21 protein-coding genes are annotated in these 16,670 nt (G+C 59.7%); 11 read left to right on the top strand and 10 right to left on the bottom strand.

The window, feature by feature from the left end:
* Positions 1-2 precede the first annotated feature (2 nt).
* Complete coding sequence (locus CAF73_RS16705; protein ID WP_085703284.1) at positions 3-1,349, bottom strand: MFS transporter; 1,347 nt, start codon at positions 1,347-1,349, stop codon at positions 3-5.
* A gap of 366 nt (positions 1,350-1,715) precedes the next feature.
* Here CAF73_RS16705 and CAF73_RS16700 point away from each other — a divergent pair, with 366 nt between their 5' ends.
* On the top strand, positions 1,716-2,429 hold the full coding sequence (locus CAF73_RS16700) for a FadR/GntR family transcriptional regulator (protein WP_085703283.1): 714 nt from the start codon (positions 1,716-1,718) through the stop codon (positions 2,427-2,429).
* 23 nt (positions 2,430-2,452) lie between these two features.
* Here the strand turns inward: CAF73_RS16700 and yegQ are convergent, their stop codons facing one another.
* Positions 2,453-3,781 carry a tRNA 5-hydroxyuridine modification protein YegQ gene (yegQ, locus tag CAF73_RS16695; RefSeq protein ID WP_085703282.1) on the bottom strand — a complete coding sequence of 443 codons (1,329 nt, stop codon included), beginning with the start codon at positions 3,779-3,781 and terminating at the stop codon, positions 2,453-2,455.
* Positions 3,782-3,937: 156 nt separating this feature from the next.
* On the opposite strand from yegQ, the gene CAF73_RS16690 reads away from it, so the two are divergent.
* Positions 3,938-4,999: an AI-2E family transporter gene (locus tag CAF73_RS16690; RefSeq protein ID WP_085698978.1), complete on the top strand. Its 1,062-nt coding sequence runs from the start codon at positions 3,938-3,940 to the stop codon at positions 4,997-4,999.
* Here the strand turns inward: CAF73_RS16690 and CAF73_RS16685 are convergent.
* From CAF73_RS16685 to CAF73_RS16675, 3 genes are all read right to left on the bottom strand, one after another.
* Positions 4,996-5,178: a hypothetical protein gene (locus tag CAF73_RS16685; protein WP_085686588.1), complete on the bottom strand. Its 183-nt coding sequence runs from the start codon at positions 5,176-5,178 to the stop codon at positions 4,996-4,998. The two genes, CAF73_RS16690 and CAF73_RS16685, sit on opposite strands and share 4 nt — an antisense overlap.
* Before the next feature lie 102 nt (positions 5,179-5,280).
* Complete coding sequence (locus CAF73_RS16680; protein WP_085698980.1) at positions 5,281-5,475, bottom strand: hypothetical protein; 195 nt, start codon at positions 5,473-5,475, stop codon at positions 5,281-5,283.
* A gap of 243 nt (positions 5,476-5,718) precedes the next feature.
* Positions 5,719-6,069: a hypothetical protein gene (locus tag CAF73_RS16675; RefSeq protein WP_007951578.1), complete on the bottom strand. Its 351-nt coding sequence runs from the start codon at positions 6,067-6,069 to the stop codon at positions 5,719-5,721.
* A gap of 254 nt (positions 6,070-6,323) precedes the next feature.
* Here CAF73_RS16675 and CAF73_RS16670 point away from each other — a divergent pair, with 254 nt between their 5' ends.
* The gene (locus CAF73_RS16670; RefSeq protein WP_085703281.1) at positions 6,324-7,142 is read left to right on the top strand and encodes a shikimate 5-dehydrogenase; all 819 of its coding nucleotides are present in this window, start codon (positions 6,324-6,326) and stop codon (positions 7,140-7,142) included.
* Between the two features lie 98 nt (positions 7,143-7,240).
* Positions 7,241-7,759 carry a cupin domain-containing protein gene (locus CAF73_RS16665; protein ID WP_085703280.1) on the top strand — a complete coding sequence of 173 codons (519 nt, stop codon included), beginning with the start codon at positions 7,241-7,243 and terminating at the stop codon, positions 7,757-7,759.
* Between the two features lie 16 nt (positions 7,760-7,775).
* Here the strand turns inward: CAF73_RS16665 and CAF73_RS16660 are convergent, their stop codons facing one another.
* On the bottom strand, positions 7,776-8,426 hold the full coding sequence (locus tag CAF73_RS16660; RefSeq protein WP_085703279.1) for a YceH family protein: 651 nt from the start codon (positions 8,424-8,426) through the stop codon (positions 7,776-7,778).
* Between the two features lie 126 nt (positions 8,427-8,552).
* On the opposite strand from CAF73_RS16660, the gene CAF73_RS16655 reads away from it, so the two are divergent.
* Positions 8,553-9,062, top strand: a complete 510-nt coding sequence (locus tag CAF73_RS16655; RefSeq protein ID WP_007951572.1) for a DUF1993 family protein — start codon at positions 8,553-8,555, stop codon at positions 9,060-9,062.
* Positions 9,063-9,127: 65 nt separating this feature from the next.
* Here CAF73_RS16655 and sstT read toward each other — a convergent pair whose 3' ends face one another.
* Positions 9,128-10,360: a serine/threonine transporter SstT gene (gene sstT, locus CAF73_RS16650; RefSeq protein ID WP_085703313.1), complete on the bottom strand. Its 1,233-nt coding sequence runs from the start codon at positions 10,358-10,360 to the stop codon at positions 9,128-9,130.
* Positions 10,361-10,696: 336 nt separating this feature from the next.
* Here sstT and CAF73_RS16645 point away from each other — a divergent pair, with 336 nt between their 5' ends.
* The gene (locus CAF73_RS16645) at positions 10,697-11,857 is read left to right on the top strand and encodes an MFS transporter (protein ID WP_007951570.1); all 1,161 of its coding nucleotides are present in this window, start codon (positions 10,697-10,699) and stop codon (positions 11,855-11,857) included.
* Here CAF73_RS16645 and nhaR read toward each other — a convergent pair.
* The gene (gene nhaR, locus CAF73_RS16640) at positions 11,854-12,753 is read right to left on the bottom strand and encodes a transcriptional activator NhaR (RefSeq protein ID WP_007951569.1); all 900 of its coding nucleotides are present in this window, start codon (positions 12,751-12,753) and stop codon (positions 11,854-11,856) included. The two genes, CAF73_RS16645 and nhaR, sit on opposite strands and share 4 nt — an antisense overlap.
* 146 nt (positions 12,754-12,899) lie before the next feature.
* On the opposite strand from nhaR, the gene CAF73_RS16635 reads away from it, so the two are divergent.
* A complete protein-coding gene (locus CAF73_RS16635) occupies positions 12,900-13,139 on the top strand; it encodes a hypothetical protein (protein ID WP_085698988.1) in 240 nt (79 codons plus the stop codon).
* A gap of 29 nt (positions 13,140-13,168) precedes the next feature.
* Positions 13,169-13,918, top strand: coding sequence for a TerC family protein (locus CAF73_RS16630; protein ID WP_085686574.1), 750 nt, complete (start codon positions 13,169-13,171; stop codon positions 13,916-13,918).
* Positions 13,919-13,992: 74 nt separating this feature from the next.
* Here CAF73_RS16630 and CAF73_RS30200 read toward each other — a convergent pair whose 3' ends face one another.
* The gene (locus tag CAF73_RS30200; RefSeq protein WP_169431021.1) at positions 13,993-14,160 is read right to left on the bottom strand and encodes a hypothetical protein; all 168 of its coding nucleotides are present in this window, start codon (positions 14,158-14,160) and stop codon (positions 13,993-13,995) included.
* Between the two features lie 230 nt (positions 14,161-14,390).
* On the opposite strand from CAF73_RS30200, the gene CAF73_RS16625 reads away from it, so the two are divergent.
* The 3 genes from CAF73_RS16625 (at position 14,391) to CAF73_RS16615 (ending at position 15,581) form a co-directional block, all read left to right on the top strand.
* Entirely contained in the window at positions 14,391-15,062 is a 672-nt protein-coding gene (locus CAF73_RS16625; protein ID WP_039767624.1) for a peptidase C39 family protein, read from the top strand.
* 93 nt (positions 15,063-15,155) lie between these two features.
* Entirely contained in the window at positions 15,156-15,362 is a 207-nt protein-coding gene (locus CAF73_RS16620; RefSeq protein ID WP_085703278.1) for a DUF6021 family protein, read from the top strand.
* Between the two features lie 12 nt (positions 15,363-15,374).
* A complete protein-coding gene (locus CAF73_RS16615) occupies positions 15,375-15,581 on the top strand; it encodes a hypothetical protein (RefSeq protein WP_085698995.1) in 207 nt (68 codons plus the stop codon).
* A gap of 52 nt (positions 15,582-15,633) precedes the next feature.
* On the opposite strand, the gene pbpG is transcribed toward CAF73_RS16615, so the two are convergent.
* Positions 15,634-16,572, bottom strand: coding sequence for a D-alanyl-D-alanine endopeptidase (gene pbpG, locus CAF73_RS16610; protein WP_011335039.1), 939 nt, complete (start codon positions 16,570-16,572; stop codon positions 15,634-15,636).
* Positions 16,573-16,670 lie beyond the last annotated feature (98 nt).

The raw sequence follows: 16,670 nt of genomic DNA, 5'->3' as shown, positions 1-16,670 counted from the left end.
TTTCAAGCGTGTTTCGGCGCGGTATCGGCCACGGAGACGTCAGGTGCGGATTTGGGTGTCATGCGGGCGGCGAACACGATGATGGCGGCGATGATCGAGGTCGCGGCCAGACCATAGAGGCCGCCCTGGATCGAGCCGGTGTGTTGTTCCAGCAAGCCGAAAGTGGTGGGGGCGACGAAGCCGCCGAGATTGCCCACCGAGTTGATCAGCGCGATCACGGCGGCGGCAATCCGCGCATCGAGATAGGCCTGCGGAATCGGCCAGAACAGCGACGATGCGGATTTGAAACCCAGCGCGGCAAAGCAGATCGCAACGAAGGCAAAAATCGGCCCGCCGGTGGTGGACATGAACATCCCCGCAGCGGCGATCAGCAACGCCGTGGCGACCCACGCCTGCTGGTGTTTCCACTTCGCCGAGAACGAGGCGAACGCGTACATGCCGATGATCGACAGCAACCACGGAATCGAGTTGAACAGGCCGACCTGGAAGTCACTCATCTCGCCCATTTTCTTGATGATGCTCGGCAGCCAGAAGGTCGCCGCGTAGATGGTCAATTGAATGAAGAAGTAGATCAGGCAGAACAGGATGATCTGGCGATCCTTGAGCAGTTTGCCCAGCGACGGCCGGATTGGCGTCGCGGCTTCGCGGGCCTTCTGTTCATCGTCGATGGCCTTGACCAGGGCGTCCTGTTCGGCGCGGGTCAGCCACTTGGCGTCGTGGGGTTTGGCGTCGAGCCAGAACCACACGAATACGCACAGGCAGACCGAGAACATCCCCTCAATGAAGTACATCCACTGCCAGCCGTGCATGCCCAGACCTTCGATCTGTAACAGCAAGCCGGACAACGGGCCGGAAATCAGCGAGGCCACCGCCGAACCGCTCAAGAAAATCGCAATTGCCTTGCCGCGCTCGGCTCCCGGCAACCAACGAGTGAAGTAGTAGATCACTCCGGGAAAGAATCCGGCCTCGGCCACGCCGAGCAGAAATCGCAGGATGTAGAAGTGGGCTTCGTTCTGGATGAACGCCATGCCGGCGGCCACCAGGCCCCAGGTGAGCATGATGCGGGTCAGCCAGATTCGTGCGCCGACCTTTTGCAGCAGCATGTTGGAAGGGACTTCGAACAGCGCGTAACCGATGAAGAACAGACCGGCACCGAAACCATAGGCCGCGGCACCGATGCCGAGGTCGTGTTCCATGTGGGTGCGGACGAAGCCGATGTTCACCCGGTCAATGTAATTGACGATGAACATGATGACGAACAGCGGCAGGACGTGGCGTTTGACTTTGGCAATGGTGGAGGACAGCGCGGAATTGGCGCCCTCGTTCATCCCGGCAATGGATGATTTCACTTGGTTTTCTCCCACTCGTTATTTTTATGCGGGGTTTGGCTGGATGTTGCGTTGTTGATAGACATCATACAACTGCGTTTTTTTGTCCTACAAGTGGGGGCGCTCAATCAAATTTATCTACGGCGAAGGTTTTTTATGCTTTTCTGGATTCGAAGTGCCGTATTTATTGGGCTTTAAAGGGTGGTTGCGGGGTTGAACTGTGGAGTGCCAACCCAGCGAATGTGGAGTGATGGCGTGAAGGTATTGAAAGTTCTTAAACGAAAAATGGTTGTTGTCATACAAGTTGAGCGCTTGAAATCATAGGAGCTCATACAAGTCATCGTCTGCAGTGCTACGATCGGAATGCCCCGTTCACCGGATCCGACCATGCAAGAAGACCTCGACGCCCCCGCCCGTAAACGCGCCCACAACCTGGCCCATGACCTGGTGGAGAAACTGACCCAGAGCATCCTGCTCGGCCAGATGCTGCCCGGTGACAAGTTGCCGTCGGAAAACTCGATCGTTCAGGAGCACGGCGTCAGCCGCACCGTGGTGCGTGAGGCGATTTCCAAATTGCAGGCGTCGGGGTTGGTGGAGACGCGGCACGGCATCGGCACCTTCGTGATCGAACGCGTGCCGGAGCAGGGGTTGCGGCTGAATGTCGACACCGCGCTGGGGGTGCGCAGTATTCTTGAATTGCGCATGGGGCTGGAGACGCAAGCAGCAGCACTGGCCGCGCAGCGTCGTTCCGAACAGCAACTGTTGCAGATGCGTCAGGCGCTGGACGACTACCAGCGTCTATTGGCCAACAACGACAGTTGCGTCGAGGCCGATCGGCGCTTCCACCTGTTGATTGCCGAAGCCACCGGCAATGTCTGCTTCACCGAAATCATGCAGCATCTGGGCAGCGCGATGATCCCGCGCACTCGGGTCAATGCGGCCGAGCGAGGGGCGGTGGATTTGAGCAAGCTCGGGCAACTGGCGAATCTCGAACATGAAGCGATCCTCAACGCGATCAAGCGTCAGGACCCCGACGCGGCGCGCGCGGCGATGTGGCTGCACCTGACCAACAGTCGTGATCGGTTTTCAGCCACGAATTGAAGCCGCCGGTTCGATAGCTGCGACTAAACAGCGCCGAGATCGCGCATCAACAAGCCGAAGCGCAGATCCACCGCATCCGGAATCGGCAGATACACGGTGTGCCCATCCCCCGGGGCTACGTCGATGGTTTCGCCCTTGAGGTTCTGCAACTCATGCAGATCAAAATGGAAATTGCCCTTGGGTGTCATCAGTTCCAGGTGATCGCCCAGTGCAAAGCGGTTCTTCACTTTGACCTCGGCCAGACGATCCCGGCGCTCGCCGGTCAGTTCGCCGACAAACTGCTGACGCTCCGACACTGAGCTGCCGTTCTGGTAGTTCTGGTATTCGTCATGCACATGGCGGCGCAGGAAACCTTCGGTGTAGCCGCGCTGGGCGAGGGATTCAAGATCGGTCATCAGGCTGCGGTCGAACTCGCGGCCGGCCACCGCGTCGTCGATGGCCCGGCGATAGACCTGGGTGGTGCGTGCGCAATAGAAGTGCGATTTGGTCCGGCCTTCGATCTTCAGTGAGTGCACGCCCATGCGGGTCAGGCGCTCGACGTGCTGCACCGCGCGCAGGTCCTTGGCGTTCATGATGTAGGTGCCGTGCTCGTCTTCGAAGGCCGGCATCATCTCGCCGGGACGGTTGGCTTCCTGCAACAGGAACACCTGATCGGTGGGGGTGCCGAGGCCGAGGGTCGGTTGCGGTTCGAAGGTCTGCACGATTTCGCCGAGCTGGTTTTCCGTGGCTTCCTGCGCCGAATATTTCCAGCGGCAGGCGTTGGTGCAGGTGCCCTGATTGGCGTCACGCTTGTTCATGTAGCCCGAGAGCAGGCAGCGGCCGGAATAGGCCATGCACAGTGCGCCGTGCACGAACACTTCCAGCTCCATGCCCGGCACCTGTTCGCGGATTTCGCCGATCTCTTCCAGCGACAGTTCACGGGACAGGATGATCCGGCTCAGCCCCTGTTGCTGCCAGAACTCGACGCTCGCCCAGTTCACCGTGTTGGCCTGCACCGACAGGTGGATCGGCATCTGCGGAAAGTGTCGGCGCACCAGCATGATCAGGCCGGGGTCGGACATGATCAGCGCGTCCGGCGCCATCTCGATCACTGGCGCCAGATCCTTGAGGAAGGTCTTCAGTTTGGCGTTGTGCGGCGCGATATTGACCACCACGTAGAAGCGTTTGCCCTGGGTCTGGGCTTCGCGAATGCCGAGCGCCAGATTGGCGTGATCGAACTCGTTGTTGCGCACCCGCAGGCTGTAGCGCGGCTGGCCGGCATACACCGCATCAGCCCCATAGGCAAAGGCGTAACGCATGGTTTTCAGGGTGCCGGCGGGGGCGAGCAGTTCGGGAGTGAAAGAGGTCGTCATGGCGGCGTCGGTCGCAAAAGCGCGGCAGGGTAGAGCAGTTGCACCGAGGGTTTATTGATCTGGATCTATGCTCCATGAAGAAACAGGGCACTCGCGCCGACGCTGGCTGACTAAACGGGACGGGCGCGGGTGGCGCCTGACTGACCTGGACCGGACATGAACCAAAAGAGTCTGCAATTCAAATCCCTCACCGTGCTGCTATTGCTGGTGACGGTCGCCTTTATCTGGATCCTGTTGCCGTTCTACGGCGCGGTGTTCTGGGCGGTGATACTTGGCATCCTGTTTGCGCCGATGCAACGCCGGTTGCAATTGAAATTCGGCTGGCAACGCAACCTGACGTCGCTGTGTACTTTGAGCATCTGCCTGGTGATCGCGATCCTGCCGGTGATCGTCATCGGCGTACTGCTGGTGCAGGAAGGCGCGACGCTCTACGACAACATCGAAAGCGGCAAGCTCGATATCGGCGCGTATCTGGCGCAGTTCAAGCACAGTCTGCCGCCGTACTTTCAGCACCTTCTCGACCGCTTCGGATTGGGCGAACTCAATGCCTTGCGCGAGAAGATCGTCAAGGCTTCGATGCAGGGCAGCCAAGTACTGGCAACTCAGGCATTCAGTTTCGGCCAGGGCACTTTCGAGTTCGTGGTGAGTTTCTTCATCATGCTGTACCTGTTGTTTTTCTTTCTGCGCGATGGTGCCGATCTGGCGCGCAAGGTGCGCACGGCGATACCGCTGGAAGAACATCACAAGCGTCGTTTGCAGCTGAAGTTCAACCGCGTGGTGCGCGCGACGGTAAAGGGCAACCTCGTGGTCGCGATTACTCAAGGGGCTTTGGGCGGGGCGATATTCTGGTTTCTCGACATTCCCAGTGCGTTGCTCTGGGCGGTGCTGATGGCATTTCTGTCGCTGTTGCCGGCGGTGGGTGCGGGGATCGTCTGGGCGCCGGTGGCCGTTTACTTCCTGCTCAGCGGGATGATCTGGCAGGGCGTGGTGCTGGGATTGTTCGGGGTGTTCGTGATCGGTCTGGTGGATAACCTGTTGCGCCCGATCCTGGTGGGCAAGGATACCCGGATGCCGGACTACATGATCCTGATTTCGACGTTGGGCGGAATGGCGGTCTTTGGCCTCAATGGTTTCGTGATCGGGCCGCTGATCGCTGCATTGTTCATGTCGAGTTGGGCGCTGTTCATCGAAACCAGACCAAAAGTGCAGTTGCCTTAAGCCTTGAACGGGTCGTTGAGCAGTTGTTGCGACAGCGCCTGCGCCGCTGGCAAGGACGTGAGCGGGCCGCTGACGGGCTCGCCGTCGCGCACCAGATACCAGCAGGCGAGCAGGCCCAACTCTCTGAGCGATGCGGGAACGGCGCTACCGATAACGGACATGATTTGAACCTGGGCCATGAAAAGTACCTCCATCAATCTGTGGAGCTACCTTAGGGAATTGGCCGTTTCAGGGACAATCAACGCTTTCGATAGTGGTCATTGATGCCAGTGAGGGCTGGCTCAATCCACCACTTGATCGAGCATGTGAATGATCTCGTGTTCGTTGAGAAAGCCCTTGCGGACCAGGTTTTCCGCCAGCAGCGAGAGAAATTTCGCCGTGCGGTGGCCTTCCAGGTGCTTGAGTTCGGTCAGGGTGTTGTAGACCTTGCTCGAAGTGCATAAGCCGACGATACGGTGAGGATTCTGTGTAGGCATTCAAGTCGTCCTTGTTGTTATCAACCTGTTGTATGCGGACGGATTCAGAGTGCAGTTCCGTCATGATAAATAGATGACCGTTGTGTTTTGCCCCTTACGGTCGAGTCCATCATGCCGACTTTAGCGGTTCAAACTGTCCCCACAACGACCTTGGCGAAATTTTTTCAGACCTTGGCCGACGGACGGTCAGCTTTCCCGGAGGCAATAAAAAGCCCCGCTATCAAGCGGGGCCTTGTGTACCGGTTACCAACGCGGACCACCGTAGTAGTGTGGCCGACCGTAGTAACCACGCGGCGGACCGTAATACACCGGGGCCGGTTGGACGTAGACCGGTTGCTGCACATAAACCGGGGCCGGCTGATAGTAGACCGGTGGCGGCGGTTGCTGCACGTAGACCGGTGCCGGTTGAGCGTAAACAGGCTGTTGGACGTACACCGGCCGATCCTGGTTGATGAGCGCCGAGCCGATGATGGCCGAGCCGACGATCGCACCAAATACCGCCGGGCCCTGCCAGCCACCGCCGTGGGCTTCTGCCTGACCCGTGATCGCGAATGCACCAATCAACAAGGCCACGATGGGGAGTTTACGAATCATGATAATTCCTCGGTTCTTCGACCCGGCGTCCGAGCCTGCAACAGGCTCGGGATGGCGCGGGGATACTTCTAAGACAGCAACATTTTGAAAAACAGCACGGCCGCTAGGTAAATTTTGTGTAAGGTCTGTACCGGTTTGTTTACCGGATTTCCGGCATCGACTGTGATGCCCGGAACAGACCGCCTTATGATCGTTCAGAACCCGATGGTCTGGCTAATCCCGTCCATCCGAAAGTGCATTCGAAGGAGCCTCCCATGCAGATGAACCCCAACAAAGACACCCAACTGTGCATGTCCCTGTCTGGGCGTCCCGGGAATTTCGGTCTGCGGTTTCATAACCATTTGTATGAACAACTGGGACTGAATTTCTACTACAAGGCGTTCAGCAGTCAGGACCTGCCCGGTGCGGTCGGCGGAATTCGAGCGCTGGGGATTCGCGGTTGCGGCGTGTCGATGCCGTTCAAGGAAGCGAGCATTGCGTTGGTCGATGAACTGGATGCCTCGGCGGCAGCGATCCAGTCGATCAATACCATCGTCAACACCAACGGCCATCTGAAGGCCTACAACACCGATTACATCGCCATTGCTCAATTGCTGGAAACCCACGCGGTGCCGAAGGACACGACGTTCGCCCTTCGCGGTAGCGGCGGCATGGCCAAGGCTGTGGCCAGTGCCTTGCGCGATGGCGGTTACAAAAACGGTTTGATCGTGGCCCGCAACGAGCGCGCCGGTCGGGCGCTGGCGGATTCCCTGGGCTATCGCTGGCAGGCAGAACTGGGCGACGAGCGTCCGCAGATGCTGGTCAACGTCACCCCGGTGGGCATGGACGGCGGCCCGGAGGCGGGTCAGCTTTCTTTTGACGTGGATGTGATCAAGTCTGCAGATACTGTGTTCGATGTAGTGGCGATTCCCTCGGAAACCCCGCTGATCGTGCGTGGCCGTGCCGAAGGTAAAAAGGTGATCACCGGGCTGGAAGTGATCGCGATCCAGGCGCTGGAGCAGTTCGTGCTGTACACCGGCGTGCGGCCGACGGTCGAGCAGTTCGATGCAGCGGTGGCGTTCGCGCGCAGTTGATGAAGCCTGTTCAACGGTAAATCCGCCCGGATTTGCCGTTGCCTATACTGCCGGATCAGCAGGCGCAGACTTGCCCATCACAAAAAGCCGAGGTTTGCATGCATCCGCCGATTCTCAACCTGAATGATGTCGAACTCGAACCACTGCCCGCAGCCCTGTCTCCCGAAGGCGAAACCGCCGGGCGTTATCAGCAGCGTCTGGCCCGGATCGGCCAGCAACTGGGCGCGCAGAAACTTGGTTATCGACTGTATGCGCTGCCGCCGGGCATGCGCGGCAGCCCGTTTCACAGTCATCGTGTGAATGAGGAAATGTTTTACGTGGTGGCCGGGGAAGGGGAAATGCGCCTGGGCGCCGAACGTTTCCCGATTCGCGCCGGGGACGTGATCGCCTGCCCGCCGGGCGGCCCTGAAGCAGCGCATCAGATCATTAACACCAGTGCTGCGGAGCTGCGCTATCTGGCGGTCAGTACCCAGCAGCAACCGGAAATCTGCGAGTACCCGGATTCGAACAAATACGCGGTAATGGATAACTTCAACGTCGATGCCGAAGGCAATGCCTCGGGATTTGTCGCGGTGGCGCGGCAAGCGGACGGGGTGGATTACTGGGACGGCGAATAACGCCGCCCCGGTGTGCTTATTCTTCGAGGCGGGCCAGACGTTCTTCCAGCGCCGCAATCCGCGCTTCCAGTTCTTCGATTCGCTCCACTGACACACCGCTGGCAGCCCCGCGTTCACTTGGATTCTGCCGGGCCGCGATAATCGCCTCGATGTCCGCCGGATCGCCCAGTGCGTGGGTGTAGCGATCCTCTCGTTGGCCGGCCTGGCGCGGAATCAGCACCGCCAGCTCCCGGGCGATCAGGCGTTCCAGCTGATGCACCACTTGTTCGGTGTCTTCGAATTCATGCATGCGACCGCTGCGGGTCAGCAGTTCGTTGACCGTCTGCGGGCCGCGCAGGAACATCAAGCCGGTCAGGATCAATTGCGCCGGCACCAGTTCCAGCGCCTTGTCGACCTTGTGCTCCCAGCGGTCGGCGCGGCTGCCCATCACCAGTTTGGCGAAACCGCGGCTTTCGAGGGCGCGCAGGCTTTGGCCGACCTGGCCCTGGGTCAGGTTCATCACCGGTTCCCGGCTGGTTTTCTGGTTGCAGGCCAGTACCAGCGCGTTGAGGGTCAACGGGTAGGTTTCCGGGCTGGTGGCCTGTTTCTCGATCAACGAGCCCAGAATGCGGATTTCCGTGGCGTTGAGCCGTGGTTCGTCGGAGCGGGTTTCAAATTCTGTGGTCATCGCGCGTTCCCTCTGCAGTCGAAGGCGCCTAGCCTAATCCTTGCTGGATAAAAGACAAGCCGCGCCGCCATGCGAGCATGGCTATAATCGCCCCCACGATTCACCCAGCCACCACGTGAGACTGCCATGACCATTTCCCTGTACGCCGCATCCGTTCCGGTTTTCCAACAAATGCTCAACGCCGTGAGCGATGTGCTGAAAAAGGCTGAAGCCCACGCCACCGAGAAAAACATCGATCCGAACGCCTTCCTGCAAGCGCGTCTGTACCCGGACATGTTTCCGCTGGTACGTCAGGTGCAGATCGCCGTGGACTTCGCCAAAGGCGTGTCCTCGCGTCTGGCCGAAATCGAAATCCCGAAATATGACGACACCGAAACCACCTTCGCCGAGCTGCAAGCGCTGATCGCCAAGGTTCTGGCCTTCATCGGCGAGATCAAGCCAGAGCAGATCAATGGCAAGGAAGGCATCGAGATCGTGACCCGTCCGGGCACCCCGAAAGAGAAGCGCTTCAGTGGCCAGGCTTACCTGCTGAGCTACGGTCTGCCGCAGTTCTTCTTCCACGTCACCACCACCTACGCGCTGCTGCGTCACAACGGTGTGGAAGTGGGCAAGCGCGATTACATGGGCGCGTTCTAAAACGCTCTGCAACAAAAAGCCCGCCAAGGTTTACGCCTTGGCGGGCTTTTTGTTGCGCCGGGTTTTTACGCCGGGCGCTGGGCTTTCTGTTCTTCGCCCAAGCAAGCGGCAGCGGTGAACAGTACGTCGGTGGAGGAGTTCAGTGCTGTCTCGGCGGAATCCTGCAGCACGCCGATGATGAAGCCGACTGCCACCACCTGCATGGCGATTTCGCTCGGGATGCCAAACAGGCTGCACGCCAGCGGAATCAGCAGCAGCGAGCCCCCGGCCACGCCCGAGGCGCCACAGGCGCAGATTGCGGCGACGACGCTGAGCAGGATCGCGGTCGGGATGTCCACGGCGATGCCCAGGGTGTGCACGGCAGCGAGGGACAGCACGGTGATGGTGATCGCCGCGCCGGCCATGTTGATGGTGGCGCCGAGCGGGATCGATACCGAGTAGGTGTCTTCATGCAGACCCAGGCGCTTGCTCAGTTCCAGGTTGACCGGAATGTTCGCCGCCGAGCTGCGGGTGAAGAATGCGGTGATGCCGCTTTCGCGCAGGCACTGGAGTGTCAGTGGGTAAGGGTTGCGACGCAGCTTCCAGAACACGATCATCGGATTCATCACCAGCGCCACGAACAGCATGCAGCCGAGCAGCACTGCCAGCAGATGCGCATAACCGATCAATGCTCCAAACCCGGAGGTGGCCAGGGTCGATGCCACCAGGCCAAAAATACCCAGCGGTGCGAAACGGATGACCACCCGAACAATCACCGTCACGCCGTTGGACAGATCCCCCAGCACTTCGCGGGTGGTGTCACCGGCGTGCCGAATCGCCACGCCCATGCCGATGGCCCAGGCCAGAATGCCGATGAAGTTGGCGTTCATCAGTGCGCTCACCGGGTTATCGACCACGCTCAGCAAAAGGCTTTGCAGCACTTCACTGATGCCGCCCGGCGCGCTCACCGCGATGTTGTCGGTGGACAGCACCAGATGCGACGGGAACATCATGCTGGCAATCACCGCGACCACGGCGGCCGCAAAGGTGCCCAGTAGATACAGGAACAGAATCGGCCGGATGTGGGTTTCCTGGCCGTGCTTGTGGTTGGCGATCGAGGCCATGACCAGCACGAACACCAGGATCGGTGCCACGGCCTTCAACGCCGAGACGAACACCTTGCCGATGAAGGCCGTGGCTTTGGCCGCTTCCGGCGCGAACAGCGCGAGCGCGATGCCGGCAATCAGGCCGATCAGGATCTGGGTCACCAGGCTGAGGCTTTTAAGACGTTGCAATAGAGAAGGGGATGAAGCGGTCATGAACGGCATCTCTGTTTTTTATAGGGTGCAAGGTTGCGCAATCCGGGCGTTGAATCGGGGCAGGCCACAGACACGAACCAAAAGGACTGACGCGCCAGCCACGCCGTTAAACGGGTGGTTGAACAGGGTGTACGTTTCGCAGGGCGCGGACTTTATCACAGCGTCGTCCGATTCCTTCAGGCATGTGACGATCTGCCACCGGAACCCTCTGCAACTTAGACAGGTTTGTGCAAGTCACTCGGGAAACACTCTGTTAAGATTGCGCATCCTTATTTTCAAATTCTGCCAGCGGGCCTTCGGGTCAGCGCTGGTGTCGTCGTTTTGCTGGAGTTCCTCATGCTGTTGCCCATCCTTCTGTTGTCCGCCGCCGGATTCACGGTGCTGACGACGGAGTTCGTCATTGTCGGCCTGCTGCCGGCGATTGCCCGCGACCTGGCCGTCACCATCCCGCAGGCCGGGTTGCTGGTGACTCTATTCGCTTTCACCGTGGCCATGTTCGGTCCTTTCTTGACGGCATATTTCGCCCGCTTCGAGCGCCGCAAACTGTTCATCACCATTCTGATCATGTTTGGGCTGGCCAATACCGTTGCGGCGCTGGCGCCGAACATCTGGGTCATGGCCATTGCCCGGCTGATCCCGGCGCTGGGGCTGCCGGTGTTCTGGGCGTTGGCCAGTGAAACGGCGGTGGATATCGTCGGCCCGGACTTCGCCGGTCGCGCGATCGCCAAGATCGGCTTCGGCATCGTCTGCGCCACCGTGTTCGGGATTCCGGTCGGCACGCTGATTTCCGATGCGTTCGGCTGGCGCAGTGCGTTCGCCATTCTGGCGGTGATCGCGTTCGCCAAGGCGTTGCTGCTGTTTGTCTATCTGCCGAAAACCAGCCTGCACCAGCATCAGGTCAGCTTCGCTTCCCAGTTCAAGATACTGCGCAGCCCACTGATGCTGGGCCATGTGCTGTTGTCGATTCTGGTGTTCAGCGGCATGTTCACCGCCTACACCTATCTGGCGGATATCCTTGAGCGTCTGGCCGGCTTCAATGGCACCGTGGTCGGCTGGTGCCTGATGGGCTTTGGTGCGGTTGGCTTGATCGGTAACTCGCTGGGCGGTCGTGCGGTGGATCGCCATCCGCTGATGGCTTCGGTGATGTTCTGTGCGTTCATGATCCCGGGGATGGTGGCGCTGGTGCCGAACATCAATTCGTCGCTGGGTCTGGCGGCGGCGATGGGCATCTGGGGCGTGACCCAGGCGGCCCTGTTTCTGGTCAGCCACGTGCGTTTGATGAAAGCGGCACCGGAAGCGCCGGCCTTCGCCGCGTCGCTGAACATTGCCGGGGCCAACCTCGGGATCGGTCTGGGCGCGATCATTGGCGGTCGAGTGATCGACAGCGCTGGTCTGGGTTTTGTGGGCTTTGCCGCTGCCGGATTCATTCTGCTGTCGATTTTCCTCGCCATGGTGCTGATGGTGCTCAAGCCGCGCGACGTCTGCGCGCCGGCTTAAAACGCTGTAAACAGTTCGCGTCGGGCACCTTCGGTAATCGCTTTGATGCCGGGGTGCTTGACCTTGCGCTCCACCGAGATCGCGTAGAACGACTCGCTCACCGCATCGGTCTGGCCGATCAACTCGACGCCGTACTGGCGCTTCACCTCATCGGCAATCACGCTCGGGCCGATGAAAATCCCGCTGCCGGACTGACCAAACGCCTGCATCAAGGCGCTGTCATCGAATTCCCCGACAATCCTTGGCTGAATCTGCTGCTCGGCGAACCAGCGCTGCAAACGGCTGCGCACTACTGTTTCCGCGCCGGGGATCAACAGCGGCGCGCCGTGCAGACTGCGCGGGAAATCCTGACCGTATTGCGCTGCCAGTTCGGCGGTGGCGAAAAAACTGATCCCGCATTCCCCGAGTTTCTGACTGTAGCCCTTGATGTCCAGGTGCGAGGGCATGGGGCTGTCGGAGATCACCAGGTCCAGGCGCTGGATCGCCAGATCCGCCAGCAGGCGCTCGAGTTTGTCTTCGCGGCAGGTGATGCGCAGCGGTTCGCTCAATTCCATGGTCGGCGCGATCAGGCGATAGACGATGGATTTGGGCACCACGTCCGCCACGCCGACCCGGAACAGAATCTGCTGTTCGTTGGGCTGGGCGCGCAGCATCAGTTCCAGTTCGCCACCGAGCTGGAACATCTGTTCGGCGTAAGGCAGGGCCTGACGCCCGGCTTCGGTCAGCTCGAGCTGCCGGCCGACCCGTTGAAACAACTCGATGCCGTAGGTCTGTTCAAGCAGGGATATCTGCCCGCTGATGGTTTGCGGCGTCAGGTTCAGTTGCTCGCAGGCGCGCACGATGCTGCCGGTCTTGGCCACCACCCAGAAGTAATGCAGTTGTCGGTAATTGAGCATGGGATTCGGTCCGTCAAATACAGTTCGTATAAATCGAAGTATAGCCGCTAAAAATACGAATTTTCCTGAAGTGTTTGTCTCCCTAGAATGCCCAGCCATCGACGGCCGGTCTGTATGGCGCTGTCTGTTCTATCGAGGGAGGCATCATGAAACTAAAAACTACAGCGTTACTGTTCGCGTCTTTACTGGTACTGGCCGGTTGCGACCAGGCCGAAAAGAGCGCCCAGCAACTGATGGGGCAGGCGGCCGAGGCGGCGAAACAAGCCATCGACGACACGCATAAAGCCGCCGAAGAGGCACTCAGCGATGCCACCGGCAATCTGATCAGCAAGAAAGAACCGAAAGACGACGAAGAAAAATCCGAATCGTCCTCCCAGGAAATCTAAACCGTCTTACACAGAGTCAGGACTGACCCATGGAATACCTGTTAGAACTCGCTTCCAGCCCGACGGCCTGGATTGCCTTGGCCACACTGGTGGTGATGGAAATCGTGCTCGGCATCGATAACCTGATCTTTATCTCGATCCTGACCAACAAGCTGCCCGAGCAGTACCGGCAGAAGGCTCGTCGCCTGGGCATCGGCATGGCGCTGATCATGCGACTGGCGCTGTTGAGCACCATCGCCTTCATCGTCCAGTTGACCGAGCCGGTCATCGAGATCCTGGGCCAGGCGTTCTCCTGGAAGGACATGATCCTGATCGCCGGTGGTCTGTTCCTGGTGTGGAAAGCGACGACCGAGATCCATCACAGCATGGATCCTGCGCCGGAAGATCCGAAGAGCGCCACCTCGACGGTGACTCTGGGCTTCGCCGCCGCGATCGGGCAGATCCTGATGCTGGACATGGTGTTCTCGATCGACAGCATCATTACCGCTGTCGGCATGACCGAACACTTGCCGATCATGGTGATTGCGGTGGTGGTTTCAGTGCTGGTGATGCTGTTTGCAGCTGATCCGCTGGCCAAGTTCATCAACGACAACCCGACGGTGGTGATGCTGGCTCTGGGCTTCCTGATCATGATCGGCATGACGCTGATCGCCGAAGGCTTCGGCGCCCACGTACCGAAAGGTTATGTGTATGCCGCCATGGCGTTCTCGGCTGCGATTGAAGTGCTGAACATGATGTCGCGCCGCGCCAAGCAGAAGAAATTGACTGCCGAAGCGTAATTGCTGGAAAACCAAAGGCCGCCTGAACTCGCGAGAGTCCAGGCGGCCTTTTTGTTTGTGTCGGCTACAGAAAATCAGTGCGCGGTGGCGTGACGGGCGTTGTGTTTCTCGATCTTCCTGGTCGGTGCAGGTTGTACCGGGTGGTGATGGCGGCGGGAAATCCGCAACACGCCCCACAGCATGGCGGCCGCAACGGCCAGCCAGCCGGCAATCAGCATTACGATGGTCATGGTCAGGCTCATCTGTGCCTCCTCTTGCCCTGCGTCGGGCGCTCGCTCTTTGGCTCTTATCTGAGTGACAGTCTAGTCGCTGGTGTGTTTCAAGCTATTGACCAAAGGTCGGTGGTGACCAATCAGTTCGCTCTATACAGCCGATGGATCTGTCGCTTTGGGCTATACCGCAGCGTGGCGCCGTCCTATGATCCTCGACCAAGCCGGAACACGATGACCGGTAACTGATCAAGAGAGTGACGATGGTGCAGCTATTTTCCCGGATTCGCGCGGCGCTGCTGGTGGCCGGTTGCGTGACAGCTTTGGTGGGGTGTGCGGGCAGTGTGGCGCCGGAGGTCAAGCGCCTGCCGGAGCGGGTCGAACTCAGCGGCACCTTCTATCGTGGCGAGGCCTATCAAAGCGGGCCGCAGGTGCTGGCCAGTCTGCTGTCGCAGCAGGGCATCGTGATCACGCCGGGTCTGCTGGAAAAGCCGCTGCACTTACCGGGCGCTGAGGACAAGTTGCAACAGAATCTGCAGAGCCTGGCGCGTGAATACGGCATGGTCGTGTATCCGCTGGACAGCAATCTGCCGGCGCTGCTGACTCAGGTGGCGGCCGGGTATCCGGTGATGGTGCGTTTCAGCGAGGGTTCGGCGTTTTGGGCCGAGCCGCGTTACGCGATCCTGTCGGGCTACGACCGTCTGAAGCAGAAGGTGCTGCTGCGCGCGGGGATGAATCGCCGTGAATTGATGAGCTTCAGTTCGTTCGAGTCGGCTCTCGAAAAATCCGGCGGCTGGGCAGTGTTGATCCAGAAACCGACGCAGATTCCGGCAGCGGTCGATCAGCAGCGCTGGCTCAAGGCCGCCGACGCGCTGGCTCAGGCCGGGCAGGAACGGGAAGCGGCGCAGGCAAGGAAGGCACTGGCAGCGCATTGAGGCTCCGTTCGTCGCCTGTCGGGCACCCTGGCGGAGCATGTGCTTCTGAACTGTAGCGTCCCGTGTTTTACGGGCCAGTATCAGGAGGCGAGCATGGCAATTCCAAATTCACCCAGCGGTCCGCATTCTTCCGAGCATGGCAATGGCGACGATCTGGGCTTCGATCCGGACTCGCCGGATCTGGACGATCCGCAAGTCGATCCCATCGGCCCTGCAAAGGCGCCGAAGGATGTGCAGCCGGGCGATGATCCCAAGCGTCCGGCCAAGCCTTACGATCCCTTGGCTGATCTCAAGCCTTGAAGCGAGGTGCGTATGAGTACCGATTCGAGTTTCGACGACCACAAACCTGACAGTGTGCCTGCCACACCTGAGCCGGAGGTTGATCCGGTGCTGGATCCGGACAGCCCTCTACGCGATCCGTTGGCGCGTCCGGCAGTGGTCACGCCAGAGCATTCGCGCGACCCGAGCGCCGGTGACGGCATTCCCGATGACGACAAGATGCCGTTGCCCAACGACTGAGTGCATGAAGGAAAAAGCCCCGACGATTCGGGGCTTTTTCATGGGGGGCGGATTACTTTGAGGCTTCGATCACGCCGCTCTGGCGACTCTTGAGGTTCTTGTCAGCCTTGTATTGCTGGGCCACGGCCGGGACGTTGGCGCTCTTGCCGGTTTCCACCCAGCTGCGGATGCGGCTGGCATCGGCGAAGTGAGTGTATTTGCCGAACGCGTCGAGAATCACCAGCGCGACGGGACGGTTGGCCATGCGGGTCACCAGCACCAGGCAATGACCGGCGGGGTTGGTGAAACCGGTCTTGGTGATGCGGATATCCCAGTCGGCCTTGTTGACCAAGTGATCGGTGTTACGGAAACCCAGGGTGTAATTGGGTTTGCGGAACGAGACGGTCTTTTCCTTGGTGGTGGTCAGCTCGATCAGAAGCGGCTGTTTGTGCGCGGCTACCAGCAACTTGCTCAGGTCGCGGGCGGTGGAGACGTTGCGCTCCGAGAGACCGGTGGGTTCCACAAAGTGCGTGCTGGTCATGCCCAGCGCCTTGGCCTTGGCGTTCATCGCTGCGATGAATGCCGCGTAACCGCCCGGATAGTGGTGAGCCAGGCTAGCGGCGGCGCGGTTTTCCGAGGACATCAGGGCAATCAGTAACATCTCTCGGCGGGGCAGTTCGCTTCGCAGTTTGACGCGAGAAAACACACCTTTCATTTCAGGTGTATGGCTGATGTCAACGTCAATCCATTCGTCCATGTTCTGGTGCGCTTCGACCACTACCAGGCCAGTCATCAACTTGCTCACGGAAGCGATGGGCACCACCACGTCCGGGTTGCTGGAATAAATGACTTTGTTGGTCTGCAGATCCATCAGCAGGGCGCTGCCGGAGGCAATTTTCAACTGCGAAGCGTCTCGAGGGGCAGCGGTGGTTTCGGCGGCGTTGACCGTTGGCGTGAGGAGCGTGCCTGAAAATGCAAAAACCAGGCTCAGGATGGACAGGCGAATATTCACGCGGGCGAACTCATGAAGGTTGGAAATGCCGTAATTTGTAACGGCCTGTGTCGTAAAAACGACGCATTTTAGGAGTATGGCTGAAGAACTGTCGATGG

Source organism: Pseudomonas sp. B15(2017) (assembly GCF_002113215.1).
In the GTDB taxonomy this organism is placed as follows: Bacteria; Pseudomonadota; Gammaproteobacteria; order Pseudomonadales; family Pseudomonadaceae; genus Aquipseudomonas.
The sequence above is the reverse complement of the archived record's forward strand: the minus strand, read 5'-3'. Positions and strand labels throughout refer to the sequence as shown.